Raw genomic sequence first — 13,230 nt, 5'->3', positions numbered from 1 at the left:
GAGATTTGCATGACAGATGAAAGGAATAAATTAGAAAATATAATAAGGCAAAAAATTCGTGCCGACAAACTAATGTTACTCAATGACAACTCACTGATTAGCATCCCTCCCAACTTTGTCTGTTGCCTCATCGTTTTTAAAGAACTCTATGCCCAAATGAACCACATCTATCCTTTGATGTGGTTTGTATGCGCTTTATTAACTTTTATTGTGCATGGCAGCGCCTACCTCATTAATCGAATTCATGCGTTACCTTCACAAGGATATTTAAAATTTTTGATTATAATGGCTGCCGTTTATGGAACACTCTGGGGAATATCCGGTTCAATACTCATGCCTGATGACAACCAACAATCTCAAATGCTGATCATGATTGTTGCCTTAGGGGTTTCTGCTGGGGGTCTGCTTACTTTTCAGCCTAATTTGACCGCAAGTTTTTTATTTTTAATATTTTTGATTACACCAATAAATTTCTGGCTATTCATCCAGCATAGCTCAATCTATTTGTCGCTTGGAATGGCTTTGGCCATCTATTTATTTTTCATTATCATGGTATCGTGGAGAGGTAATCAACTTTTAAATAGTAACCTTAATTTACGGTATGAAAATCTGGATTTAATCAATAGACTCATAAGCAACAATGCCATTTTAGAAGAAAGTGAATCTCGATTTCGTTCTGCATTTAATTTTGCTGCAATAGGTATGGCGTTAGTTTCTCTGGAAGGTAGGTGGTTAAAGGTCAATCAATCAATGTGCCAAATTGTGGGATACACTGAAGAAGAATTACTAAGGATTGACTTTCAGACTATCACCCATCCAGAAGATCTGGATCTCGATTTAAATTATGCCCATCAATTGTTAGATGGTGAAATCAGTTCCTACAACCTGGAAAAACGCTACATCAAAAAAGACGGTACGATCATTTGGATATTACTCAGCGGTTCCCTAATACGAAATGCGGAGAATAAGCCACTCTATTTTATCGCGCAGGTTCAAAACATCGATGCCCAAAAAAAAGCGGAACAAGAGCTAAAATACATCGCATATCACGATGTATTAACAGGATTAGCTAATAGAAAACAGTTGGAATCATCCTTTCATCAGGCAATGTCTTTTGCAAAACGGCATCAAAATCAACTGGCAATTCTGTTCATGGATCTGGATAATTTTAAAGGGATCAATGATACCCTGGGGCATGATGTTGGAGATCTCTTGCTAATAGAAATAGGATCTCGATTAAAAAAAATCATACGTGAAACGGATATTCTTACCCGACAAGGAGGAGATGAATTTATAATCACGCTCACTGAGATTTCTGATAATAATCAAATTAACGCCGTTGCCAAGAAAATTTTAACCGAGATAAGTAAGCCAATAAAAATAAAAAAACATCGGTTTGTCATTACCGTCAGTATTGGTATCAGCATTTACCCAAAGGATGGCCAAGAATTGAGCACACTTATCAAACTAGCCGATAAAGCACTCTATCGGGTAAAGTCAGAAGGTAGAAATAACTATCAATACATCTAACAAACTGGCTCAACACAAACGATAACCAAGAGCCTATTCACAGAGATATCCACAGAAAATGTGGATAAGTAATCCTTCTGAATGGCACAATAAGCCACGAATAATCCTTACATGGTGTAGGCTTTTCAAAAAAATTGATTTTAAATTCAGTAGAACAATCAAAGAGTGTTGAAAAATATCCACAGGAAGAAAGGGAGGCACGTAGTAATCGCGAAAACGATATTAGCAATAAAAAAAATAAAAAAACAGTCTTGACGAGCATTATTTTTCATTTTTCAAAAATTAAAAATTCTTTACCGGGTAAACATTGAAAAATGCTGTGTTCATTCAATCAGAACAACTCAATGATCTGAGCCTTGCCATTTTTATCCTTCAAATAAGCCAGTAAAATTTTGTAAGCATCATAAGTAGAGCGTGATTGGGTTTCAGAATTAAAACACGTTCTCCATTGAGTTAAGGAAGCTTCATGCGCCACAGCCCCGAGATGTCGCCAGAAATGAAACACATTAAACTGGGTTATTTTGTTTATGGGGCAATGCTCCTTTATCGCTATAGCTCCTTTATACGGCCATACCGCTCCCTCATACTCCTTTAATGATTCTAATAAGCGCATGTTATAGTCTTTAACATCCTCTTCCTCTAAACACGCTCCATTGCAACGTTTAAGCTGATAAGAAAAACAAGGGCTCCCCTGCTCTACTCCACACAGCTTCGGACACAAATCATGATTTTTTATTAACTTCAGCAAGGTGCGTCTGGCTGCGGCAACGCTACGAAATGCGCCATAAATTCCATGCTGCAGAATTTCCCCCTCCTCTTCGATCTGCTCCCGAACTATAGAAATAGTTAAATATCCTCGAGATTCACTTAATTTAAATCCTACCAAAGTCTTTTTTCGTCTGAGCATGCGATTATAGAGCGGCATGTGTTTTTTAATCAGCTCCGACTCCAGCAATAAAGCGCTCAGCTCACCTGCCGTAGGAATAAATTCTATACGCACTACTTGTTGACATAATGCAAATTCCTTTGCATGAGTATAATCACCCGAAAAATGAGATAGCACCCTCTGTTTCAAATGAATACTTTTTCCTATGTATAAAGGAAGGGTATTTTTTTCCCCATAAAAAATATAGACACCCGGGCTATCGGGTAGTTGCGAGATATCGGTAGTTAATTTGGATGGAATACTGGACGTTTGATAAATCGTTTTAGCAGCAGCCAGTACCATTGGCCAGGAGTGTCGCTCCGCTATCGTTTGAATCACATCATGTAAAGCCGCAACATCAGCTTCTGCTCGATGATGCTGTGCTAATGAGACATTTAAAGATTGGGCAATATACGCCAGATTATAAGAGTTCTGATGAGGATAAAGTTGTTTTAACAGTTTTATGGAACACAATACGGAAGCCTGATAAGTAATTCCTACTCGCTTGAATGCATTTTTAATAAAACCATAATCAAAACGAGCATTATGCGCCACAAAAACACAGCCCTGTAACTCATCCAACAACTCACTCGCAATTTCATCAAAGGACGGGGCATTGTCTACCATTTCATTGGTAATCCCGGTTAAGCGAGTGATGGCCTCTGAAATTGTACGTGTGGGTTTAATTAAACGATGCCAGGTCCTGACGACACCCCGCTCTGTCACAATTCGTACCGCTATTTCTGTAATTTCGTCTCGAGTAACGTGTAATCCAGTGGTTTCTATATCAACAAGCGCCCATTGAAAAGAATACGTCATAAAATCTCATCTCATTTAATAAATGAATAACCTGCGAAAGCTCAATCCAACAGCTAGTGTAACAAGTTGATCGCATTTGTGCACGCATTGCCCAGAGTGTTACCCTACTTGGCGACTACCAATTTAACTCATTTCGCCAGCACAAGATCCAAGGTCACCATGAAATTCAACCAGAAAATCCATGCTGAGTGGGATCGACTCACCATGGATTTGCCATATGTGTTTTGGAAATTAAGGGGCTATTTGAAAAAAATAGTCGGCATCTTAAACATTTTTATTTCGCTGATAAAAATCCCAATCTGTGTCACTTTGAAAGGAAGCAATTTTCTGCAATGACAGTTGATCGTCCCAAAGCCTGAAGGTTTCATAATAACTTTTTTGGCATGTATCTCGTTGACTCAGAACCAATGTACCCGGCTTCAAATCATTACTCGCAACAACGTTACCAAATGTTGCTCCTTCAATGCCCATTATCGCTGGCTTGTCACCTTTCCAAACAGGAATTCGAGTAGGATAAAAATAGTCTGTAAGTTCATCGTATAAATAGATGTAATAATTGCCTGTTTTTGCATTAGTTCTAAGTTTGATGCCATTAGTGCAGCCATAATATTCATATGGAATAGTTTTTTCGTCTATTGCATAAAGATAAGCAATAAGCTCTCCGCCATTCTTCTGGTGTATTCTTGCTTTAAATGGTGAATTTAAAATCTGCTTTTTCATTTGAGCAATTACCGTATAATGTTCCGCATCAGGACTTACAGTTCCATCCAGGCACGTAGTAGGAGAAGAAACCTCTGCTGAGCGAATAATAATCCGAGTTTTTGCTTTATCACTAAATCCAACGTTGACTTTAAAATCATTATCCTCATCGACCAGCGCATAAGGCAAAGATGAGTTAGCATCCAATAGTTCAGTGTAAGCTTTTTTAGAATATTCATTAAGTTGGGTGCTTAGAGGGTAGATTTTAAATTTCACATGAAATGTAGGACATTTACCATCACTTGAATACACTACCTTTTTTAATAGAATGCTATGTTTTTGCAAAATAGGGAAAACAGGATGATTCACTACCTTAGGATCCTCATCGTGCAATTCTTTTAATAAAACAGATGATTGTAATATTTTAAGCTGCAAAATCCTGTCTTGATATTTACTCAGCAAACAATGCTCTATATTCAGCGAAAAAGCGCAATAATCTCGCTCTTTTAACCACATTTTTTGCTTATTAACAAAATCAGCAGGCTGTTTACTCTCCAGATGATAATATAGTTTTGAAAGGTGCCGATCGGCATCAGCCAGTTTTTCTGAATGACAGATGGCATGTTCTGTTTTGGTTCTGGCTTTATTGCAATTGAAACTTGTCACATAGGTTTGGGACTTAGTGCCCGAAGGATTCGCTTTTAAAGATTCAGCCAAACAGTTTGATGCATGCATCAAATTGAACAAAACTAAAAAGCTAAGAAAAAAACGCTGCTTTAACATATTATATTCCTTGACTATGAACTTGATTTTATTAGTCAGAGTGTGTTCTGACGATTCCATTTTCTATGTAATATTGGTTGTGCATTAATCTAAAAATCATGCTCAGAGCGAACATTCGAAACTTCTTAGTTCGCCATACCAACCAACATTAATTTTTAAGTTATCTTTTACATCTAACAGAGCAAACCTAAAAATGAATTGAGCTTTTCAGGTTCAAATACACTTAAGGGTAATCGATAACTTATTGAGCAAACCAATAGGAGAGTGTTTAAAATTCAAATAAAAACTGGGGCATACTCCATGTGTACAAAAACTAAATTCATATAAAGAGAGATCGCGCTGATGAATGACTTTTAGAATTGGATTGATCCATTTTTTATAACGAGGGTTTAAAGACTCCGCAGTTGAATGTGCAGTATTTAAAGTGCAAGCCGATAAAAAGAAAATGCTTAGAATTCTTATTTTAATTTCCATAATGTGTACCAGTTCCATCGGAGGTTAGTTCTTTTAAAACAGGCGAAGAATATCAAAATATAAAAAAAAATCAAAGAAAAAACATACAATGTAAGGAACTATCAATATAAAAATAGCTCCCTAGTCATGGGAAATACTCTGAACGAAAGAACATTGAGGAAGAGATAAGAGAGAATCACTTTTAAATTTCGAAACGACTGTTAATCGCTCAAAGAATTACATCCCACAGTCATTAAGCTATCGAAAATACTTTTACTCCCTCGCCCAGCACACAAGTTGCCTCAACAGCTTTCATTTTTTCAATATTGGTAACAGGATCGAGGAACCGATTAATGACCTTGAGTACATTATTATTATCCAGCATATACACGTAGGCCTGATTCACAGGACCCAACCCTGGTGCCTGTCGAATTTCATGAGTATAGGTCATACCACGGGAGGCCAGCATGCCTTTTTTACTGATAATCACATTATCAGGTGTATAACTGGAAGAAAATTCAGGGGGAATTTCAGGTACAGAAGTTTTACAAAGATCCCAGTCAACTACATAGCGTATACCCAAACCATTATGCACTGCCTCCACAATTTGTTCATAACTTGCAAGCGGTGCAGCTTGCACATTAAGTGCAACAAACATACAGAACGCAATTGATTTTTTCATTTTCAACCTCCTTTGTTTTGAATTTTATTCAGGCAAATCAGACTATAAACAACATGGATGTCTGATATTATTGTTACGTGTTCAAATCCAGCAACTCATTAATAAAAGCCATGTGGCCCTCTTCATTGACAATATCCCAGGCTCGTTGATAGGCAGGACTCAAGGAGTTGTCCAACATCGTTTTAATGTTTTCTTCAAATTCATTATCACGATTCAACTCATGGTATACGTATTTTTGTATAGCCAACAAGTGCAAATGTGCTTTCACTGCGTTACTTTCAGATTCGTATTTAATCAATAATTTTGAAGTATCTAAACGGTCTGGAATATCCTTGTAAATGTAGCGATGCAGTAATTCGTGATAGATCACCATATTTAAATAACTGCCAGACAATGGCTTGTCATTCCCAGATTTTAAAAAATTACGAATTTTAATCAAAAGCGGATAGCTCATTCCAGTAAAACGAGTATCACACAAAATAAAATTTACGGACAACTCCTTTCGGGAAAACGGGATATTAAATAATTGAGTGGTGGCAGTTAACAAGCTTTCACCGTCCTGCTCCCAGGCTATTGCAATCTTGGGGAACAAAGAATCCAGCTCGTCAATCATGGCGGCTGAAATGGGCTTACTCTCGATATTGCTGCACACCCCCATATCAAACAGCACACCGTGCTCAAAAAACAACATTGGGATGTTCGGAGAGTGAGCTGCCAATAAAGAAGTTCCTGAAATAACCAGCAACAAACATCCTGTGAGAAGCTTTATTGATTTGTACATGAATGACCATCCTGTGCCAATGAACTCTGCCAATCCTTAATTCAAGTAAGAAAAGCAAACCAACTGTCTTTTATGACTGAGGGCCCAATGTATCTTAAATCAAAAGAAATTACCAACAGCACATACCCTCACTGAATCATGCTGCTGAACAATATTTTTTGTAACTTTTAAACTGGAATTATTTATTGTTCCCCGCGGCTATACTCTATCGTATGAATCAATTATTCAAGGAAAATCAAATACTTTTTCCCACTGGGACAGTTAGCATTGAATTATTTTTTTTTACATATTACGATGCTCTCCAAAAAAATACAGGGATTTTCATGCTTAAATTAAAGGATTGGGTTTATTGTTTCTTTCTTTTCGCCTCACCTTCTTTATACGCCTTAACAACACTCATTGTTACAGAAACCACTGATTCTAATCCGGGGGGCTTCGGAGCAGTTGGGGAACTAAGGTATTGGCTGAATACAATGAATCAGGATTTAAATACGATACCTGATGATTATGCCATTATTTTTGATCATCCGATGACAATACAACTCAATGGAATTCTGCCGATTATTAACAACTCATCAAATCCTGTAAACATTACAATTGGTAATTCTGATCCTTCGTCTATAGTGACAATAGATGGCAACAGCGGTGCTTACAGCGGATTTTTCATTCCGATGGGAAATGTTACGATCCAAAATATGATCTTTCAGAATCTGACCGCAAAAGGAGGCGATGGAGGAAGCGGTATTTCTGGTGGTGGCGGTGGCATGGGTGCCGGAGGAGCTATTTACGCACCTCAAACTTTTTTAAATGGCTCAAATCCAGCAATCACCTTAGTAAATGTCTTAATCCGCAATTGTTCTGCGGTTGGCGGTAATGGAGGAAATTATTTCAGCCTAATGTCAACGGGTAGTGAAGGTGGCGGTGGAGGGGGTGGTTTTGGTGGAAATGGTGGTTCTATAACAACCACAGGAAGCACTGGTGGGGCTGGCGGTGGAGGATTTGGAGGTAACGGAGGTGACGTCACTCTCTCAACCAGCGATCCATCAGGTGGCGGCGGTGCTGGCGGCGGCGGCATAGGATCTCGTGCCACTTTAGGTATTCCAACAAACCTGGGAGATGGAGGTTCGGATCAGAGCCCAGGGCTGGATGGGAATGGTTATGGTCTCAATGTTCTCGCTGGTTCCGGAGGAGGAGGTAACGCCGGAGGAGCAAATGCCGGCGGCGGTGGTGGAGGCAGCGGCATGCCCTCAGGGGGCGGCGGAGGGGGGAGCGCCGGGATGAATGGGCAGCAACCTCAAGGAACAATTCCTCCGTTACGCAGACAAACTGTAGAACCTTCCGGGGGTAGTGGAGGAGATGGTGCGGGAAGCGGCGGTGGTGGAGTCGTTACCTTGGGGCCCATAACTAATGATTTTGATGGACGCGCCGGAACTGGTGGTTATGGCGGTGGCGGTGGCGGTGCTGCTGGCATTGGGGCGTACGATGTCGGGTATACGTTGCAAGGCGGTACGGGAGGTATTGGCGGTGGCGGCGGTGGTGGCGGAGTCAATCAATCAAGTACGACACCTTCGGAAGGAGGCAACTCTCTTGGCGGTGGTGGAGGGGGTGGCGGCGGTCCCTCCAATGGCCTAACTGCTTCAGGTGGTGTGGATATAGGAAATCTGGGAGGTGGATCTGGAGGATTTGGTGCCAATTCCATTGGACTGGGCTTCGGTGGCGGAGGCGGCGGAGGAGGCAGCGGTCTCGGTGCTGCTGTCTTTGTGGACAGCAATTTGAATTTAACGGTACAAGCACAATCGGGGATTCCAACCATCTTCGATACTCCAAACAACTCAGTACAAGCGGGAATTCATGGTACAGGAGGACCAGGAGGTTCTGATGGCTTCGATGGCTCCGCATTAGGGAACAGTATTTTTCTAAGAACAGGATCTTCTCTCACGTTCATGGCCCAAGATACCCAGGATCTCTTGACACTCGGAGCTCAGGTTGCATTCACAGATGATACTGTTTTTGGCACCGGTGGAACCAATGTTTTAATAAGAGGAAAAGGAACCGTTGTTTACAACGGAACATCAGATTATCAAGGAACTGTTAAAGTCGATAATGCGAATTTCAAAGTCAATGGTCAGATCAATCAGGCACCCGTTTTTGTCTGTAGAAACAGTAGCGTCAGTACGCAAAGGGGCAAGCTTAGCGGCAGTGGAACACTGACTGGAAATGTCTTTGCCAACTCGGGAACAATTTCTCCAGACACAGGCGCAACGCTCAGCCTCGGGAGCTTATCTCTAAATTCGACATCTGGAGGCGGCATAGGAAGCCTTGTTCATATCGAAATCAACTCCAATGGCACCTCTTTGGTTGCCGTTAATGGACCGGCAACGCTGGCAGGTACTTTAGAAATCAATCTGGACTCAAACGCACAGCCAGGCCAATACACTGTACTCACCTCATCAGGAATCACAGGTACTTTTGATACCGTCACCGTCACAGGTAATTCCTCCGGATTTGCAGGTCAAACCCCACTTTATACCCTCTCCTACCTGCCTGTCGGAGCGCCAACCTATGTGCAATTTAATTTCTTAGGCTATCCCCTTCCTCCTTCATCTGTTGATATTCCGGCTACAGTAAATGGCTCGCCAATACTAAATCCTGCTGTTGTTTGTTGTGGAAGACCCGTTATTCTCGGGCCATTACCAGTTCCTGGATCAGGGCCTACTACCTATTCCATTATCAATCAGACGGGTAATGTCACATGTCATATTGGACAAACCACATCTCAAACGTATCTGAAGATGAATGGCAAAAACGGTTCCTGCACCATCATAGGCACAAAAGATGGTATCGTTTCTAATCCCTTAAAGGTGATAGCCCCATGAGTAAACTCTTGATAATAGCAAAGAGTGTTATGCTTGCAACGGTCTTGATTGATATGACCTATGCAAAGAGCCTGACATCCCCAAGCTCATTGCTAAACAAATGGACTGGATTTTATGTAGGTGTGAATGAAGGATTTGTTTTTAGCGATGTTCAATTAAGATCACAGCAATTGGGTTTTTCTAACCCGGATGGAACCTGTAATACCAATGAAGGATTTACTACCTATTCTCCTGGGTTACAATTGGGGTTTATGCACCAGTTCTCAAATACTCTTGTATCCGGTTTGGAAGCAAATCTCATCTTTAACACAAGAAAAAATAATACACTAGACTGTAACTGCCCAAATAACCCTGAGGTTTCTGATCGATTCGTTTTAAAGAATCAGATACAACCTTCTATCAAGGCTCGACTAGGACAAATACTAAATTGGAATCAAAATCAGTTTCTTCCCTACTTAACAGCTGGAGCCAGCTTTGCAAAGCTACACTTGACCTACACTAATGAAGGAAATGATTATTATTCACAAAAAAAGAACACCACTGGTTCACTTATCGGAGCAGGTATCGAGTGGGAGATGATAAAAAGCTGGACACTACGCGCAGAATATAATTACGTACATTATGGAAACTCTATCAACCTGAAAATACCCAGTGTTTATGGCTTGATAGATACTGACGGTACTTCTCGAATTGCTCTCAATACCAATAATATCGTGATCGCTATTAGTTATTGGATTTGATTTAGAGCAGACACTCGGAGCGTCCAAGAAAAAAAGGGTACATAATACCCTTTTCTTTTTAAGGTGAAACATAATTAGTTACAGAAGCGGGGGCTTTTCTACAACTATTAAAAATAAAAAATCATTCACGCCAATTGTATTTTCTTTCCACCAAAAAAGTGTTAAGCACAACTATTTCACCGTCTTTAAGTCGGATAATATTTTTATTACCTGATTGTTCTTTAAGATATGCCGATCCGCCACCGCCAGATATCGCATCGGTATACCACACATTAGTCGGACGATTTGATTGGTGGTGTTGTACTGGATCTTGAATGTCCTCTGCTATTTCATTGGATAACATCAAGGCTGCAGTGTTCATTGATTGTCGCATTCTTGCTGCATTATGTTTTGACCAGGTGCGAATATTCTCTTGTCGTGTTTTTGAAAACTTCAACAGATCCATATATTGAAATTGATTTTTATAAATCAATACAGCTTTGGGTAATTCCTTTTTATAAATAGCTACGTCAGCTACTACCTTCAGTGCAGCTAAACGATTGGAGAATTTATAAGATAAATCAACATAAATGATCGCATCACCAATAGTTGTTGCGTTATCAGCAAAAGTTATTTTTTGTTTATTAGACAATTCTGACATCAGGTCGTGTTGGTTAAGATGCAGCCATTTAATTGACTTTAGCTTTTGAGATACTTGTTGATTCACTAGCTGCTCAAAATGAACATTAGAAAGATTCTGGCGCAAAGGTTTAAATAATTGTTCCGCTTGACCATTTTCATGGGATGCATACATACTTCCCAATACCCCACCAACTACGATACTAGTAGTCCCTCCAGTAGTCGCTAGATTGGTTGGTTTTAGTAGCTCGAGTTCCAGATTTTTTTGATTGGTAGCCAGGATTTGTTTTGACTGATGAATTGTTTGGCGTTGATTGACATCTAATGGAACTCTGCCCAAGGATGAACAAGCAGTTAATGAGAGTAAAGTTAAACCACAGACAAGAGATTGAATTCCTGATTTTATTATTTTTTCCATAATACATCCTTAATTATAACAAAGTAGATGGACTTATTTATTTTTCCGTGCGGTCGGCGATTCTATACTAAATAATGAATTATTCAATAAAAATCAAAGAATAATAAAAGCTATTCAGTCAAATGATACTCGGATTACCTGCAAGAAAATGTTCCTGAATTTCCTCGTCCTCCTTCACAAAAAAAGGAATGTGAGGCGTTTCGTCACGAACTTTAAAAAATGATGTCGCCATATAAGACATTTTAGCCCAAGGGTCACAAATGACTGCGTTCTTACCCCAGGTAAGAATATTTTTAGGATCTGAATTCTTTTTTCGACCAATAACGACCATTTCATGATGCTTCAGGCTTACCGCTTCGACCTTTGCTTCCGGGCAAGCCTCCTCAATTTTACAAACTGCAAAAAACGTCATTTCACCACATTGAGCGGCTTGTAAAAACTGAAATAAATGATCTGCCTTAAAATCTTTATCTCTTATCATGTTCCGAATGGTAAACAACAAGAGCAGTTGCTCCTTATACACTTCTGCAGGCAATCTAGCGACTACATCTTTTCTGTTTAGTGCGCCCAGAGGGAATCTTTTATTAATTTCATCCATTCCCAAGGCAGCAAGTTCGGTATTTCTGATGAGTTTTGATTTTTCTTCATTAAACATAGATTCTATTCTCTTGTCATAAACTGTATTGATTAAAGTGCAAGCATATTTCCTCAATGAAGAGCCGTCGCTAATGAGTACTATTATCAACGTAGCCTGGGAGTAGGCCCAAAGGGCCGAATCCCAGGTTTACATTCTGTATTGATTAAAGTGCAAGCATATTTCCTCAGCGAAGAGCCGTCGCCAATGAGTACTATTATCAACGTAGCCTGGGAGTAAGCCCAAAGGGCCGAATCCCAGGTTTACATTCTGTATTGATTAAAGTGCAAGCATATTTCCTCAGCGAAGAGCCGTCGCCAATGAGTACTATTATCAACGTAGCCTGGGAGTAGGCCCAAAGGGCCGAATCCCAGGTTTACATTCTCATGCATTCACTCTCCAAACTCCCCATGAACCCCATCAGATCCCCAATTTTCTGCCAATGTTCCATTCTGAACATATCGATGAAAACTGGAGTATGGCCATTCTTTTGCTGAGGTGACATATCCATGTTTAACTGGGTTAAAGTGAATATAATCGATATGTGATTGTAAATCTGATTCATCACGTATTCGATGTTCCCAAAAACGACGTTGCCAAAGAGAATACTCTCCTCGTTGATCTTTTATTATTTTTACGTGTTCCTTTATTAAACTTTTTGTAAAATTCGATTTAATTTGATGCCAACGTAAAGAGTAATTAAAATCATTGTCAGGCAATTTCCACACTGTATGTATATGATCAGGCAATACGACTATAGCCTCCGTACAAAAAGGATATTTTTGTTTAACTTTCCGGAATGCCTCACCCAATAGGTTAATTTGGCTGGTTAATAATTGAGATTTACGATTGTTCAAAACAAGAGTAAAAAAATAAGTACCGCCCGGCGTATAGTCTCTGCGAAAATTAACCATAATTGTTTGTGAAGTTGGATTTCCTGTGAAGGGAATTTTATAGGGATTTATTGGGCTTTGGAAGTAAAATGAAAACCTGGGATACGGCCCTTTGGGCGTACTCCCAGGCTTGTATCTTTAAATTGTAAGCAAGAAAGCTTAATCTCAAGGGCACTTGGGATGGGAGAAGAGATCTTGAATCCAGGCAAGGCATAAAGCCTGTGGCGTAGAATAGGACCTTCTCCCCAATTATCTATAGACCGAACAGTATCTTAGGCCACCCTTCAAAGTAAGCCTGCATGAACAAGCATGGTCATTGATAAATAATCGCCAAGTATTTAACGCTATCGGAGATTAACATGGATCAGACTGAATATGT

At 39.8% G+C, this 13,230-nt stretch carries 10 protein-coding genes and 1 pseudogene; 3 read left to right on the top strand and 8 right to left on the bottom strand.

Annotation, left to right across the window (positions count from 1 at the left end):
- The first annotated feature begins 9 nt into the window (after positions 1–9).
- Positions 10–1,530 carry a GGDEF domain-containing protein gene (locus tag ELY21_RS04775; RefSeq protein WP_127107380.1) on the top strand — a complete coding sequence of 507 codons (1,521 nt, stop codon included), beginning with the start codon at positions 10–12 and terminating at the stop codon, positions 1,528–1,530.
- Positions 1,531–1,861: 331 nt separating this feature from the next.
- Here the strand turns inward: ELY21_RS04775 and ELY21_RS04770 are convergent, their stop codons facing one another.
- The 5 genes and pseudogenes from ELY21_RS04770 to ELY21_RS04750 form a co-directional block, all read right to left on the bottom strand.
- Complete coding sequence (locus ELY21_RS04770; RefSeq protein WP_127107378.1) at positions 1,862–3,274, bottom strand: 3'-5' exonuclease family protein; 1,413 nt, start codon at positions 3,272–3,274, stop codon at positions 1,862–1,864.
- A pseudogene (locus ELY21_RS15990) lies at positions 3,243–3,365 on the bottom strand (hypothetical protein); the annotation flags it as partial. The pseudogene ELY21_RS15990 and the gene ELY21_RS04770, both read right to left, overlap by 32 nt.
- Positions 3,366–3,538: 173 nt before the next feature.
- The gene (locus ELY21_RS04760; RefSeq protein ID WP_158618512.1) at positions 3,539–4,756 is read right to left on the bottom strand and encodes a lysozyme inhibitor LprI family protein; all 1,218 of its coding nucleotides are present in this window, start codon (positions 4,754–4,756) and stop codon (positions 3,539–3,541) included.
- Positions 4,757–5,462: 706 nt separating this feature from the next.
- On the bottom strand, positions 5,463–5,891 hold the full coding sequence (locus tag ELY21_RS04755) for a hypothetical protein (protein WP_127107372.1): 429 nt from the start codon (positions 5,889–5,891) through the stop codon (positions 5,463–5,465).
- A gap of 73 nt (positions 5,892–5,964) precedes the next feature.
- A complete protein-coding gene (locus ELY21_RS04750) occupies positions 5,965–6,672 on the bottom strand; it encodes a hypothetical protein (RefSeq protein WP_127107370.1) in 708 nt (235 codons plus the stop codon).
- Between the two features lie 323 nt (positions 6,673–6,995).
- On the opposite strand from ELY21_RS04750, the gene ELY21_RS15910 reads away from it, so the two are divergent.
- Together ELY21_RS15910 and ELY21_RS04730 are read left to right on the top strand one after the other, a co-directional pair.
- Positions 6,996–9,548, top strand: coding sequence for a hypothetical protein (locus ELY21_RS15910; RefSeq protein ID WP_199741637.1), 2,553 nt, complete (start codon positions 6,996–6,998; stop codon positions 9,546–9,548).
- A complete protein-coding gene (locus ELY21_RS04730) occupies positions 9,545–10,288 on the top strand; it encodes an outer membrane protein (RefSeq protein ID WP_127107364.1) in 744 nt (247 codons plus the stop codon). The genes ELY21_RS15910 and ELY21_RS04730 overlap by 4 nt, the downstream gene beginning before the upstream one ends.
- Before the next feature lie 121 nt (positions 10,289–10,409).
- Here the strand turns inward: ELY21_RS04730 and ELY21_RS04725 are convergent, their stop codons facing one another.
- The 3 genes from ELY21_RS04725 to ELY21_RS04715 form a co-directional block, all read right to left on the bottom strand.
- Positions 10,410–11,324: a hypothetical protein gene (locus ELY21_RS04725; protein ID WP_127107362.1), complete on the bottom strand. Its 915-nt coding sequence runs from the start codon at positions 11,322–11,324 to the stop codon at positions 10,410–10,412.
- 118 nt (positions 11,325–11,442) lie between these two features.
- The gene (locus ELY21_RS04720) at positions 11,443–11,979 is read right to left on the bottom strand and encodes a hypothetical protein (protein WP_127107360.1); all 537 of its coding nucleotides are present in this window, start codon (positions 11,977–11,979) and stop codon (positions 11,443–11,445) included.
- Positions 11,980–12,350: 371 nt separating this feature from the next.
- Positions 12,351–12,872 carry a transposase gene (locus ELY21_RS04715; protein WP_127107358.1) on the bottom strand — a complete coding sequence of 174 codons (522 nt, stop codon included), beginning with the start codon at positions 12,870–12,872 and terminating at the stop codon, positions 12,351–12,353.
- Positions 12,873–13,230 lie beyond the last annotated feature (358 nt).

It is taken from the genome of Legionella sp. km535 (assembly GCF_003990085.1).
In the GTDB taxonomy this organism is placed as follows: domain Bacteria; phylum Pseudomonadota; class Gammaproteobacteria; order Legionellales; family Legionellaceae; genus Legionella; species Legionella moravica.
Note: the sequence above shows the minus strand (reverse complement) of the source record. Positions and strands in the feature narration are given on the sequence as shown.

Bases quoted from the DNA above. Each gene is read 5' to 3' on its own strand.
- ELY21_RS04730 (WP_127107364.1), top strand. From the start codon at position 9,545: ATGAGTAAACTCTTGATAATAGCAAAGAGTGTTATGCTTGCAACGGTC.
- ELY21_RS04725 (WP_127107362.1), bottom strand. From the start codon at position 11,324: ATGGAAAAAATAATAAAATCAGGAATTCAATCTCTTGTCTGTGGTTTA.
- ELY21_RS04750 (WP_127107370.1), bottom strand. From the start codon at position 6,672: ATGTACAAATCAATAAAGCTTCTCACAGGATGTTTGTTGCTGGTTATT.
- ELY21_RS15910 (WP_199741637.1), top strand. From the start codon at position 6,996: ATGCTTAAATTAAAGGATTGGGTTTATTGTTTCTTTCTTTTCGCCTCA.
- ELY21_RS04775 (WP_127107380.1), top strand. From the start codon at position 10: ATGACAGATGAAAGGAATAAATTAGAAAATATAATAAGGCAAAAAATT.
- ELY21_RS04760 (WP_158618512.1), bottom strand. From the start codon at position 4,756: ATGTTAAAGCAGCGTTTTTTTCTTAGCTTTTTAGTTTTGTTCAATTTG.
- ELY21_RS04715 (WP_127107358.1), bottom strand. From the start codon at position 12,872: ATGGTTAATTTTCGCAGAGACTATACGCCGGGCGGTACTTATTTTTTT.
- ELY21_RS04720 (WP_127107360.1), bottom strand. From the start codon at position 11,979: ATGTTTAATGAAGAAAAATCAAAACTCATCAGAAATACCGAACTTGCT.
- ELY21_RS04770 (WP_127107378.1), bottom strand. From the start codon at position 3,274: ATGACGTATTCTTTTCAATGGGCGCTTGTTGATATAGAAACCACTGGA.
- ELY21_RS04755 (WP_127107372.1), bottom strand. From the start codon at position 5,891: ATGAAAAAATCAATTGCGTTCTGTATGTTTGTTGCACTTAATGTGCAA.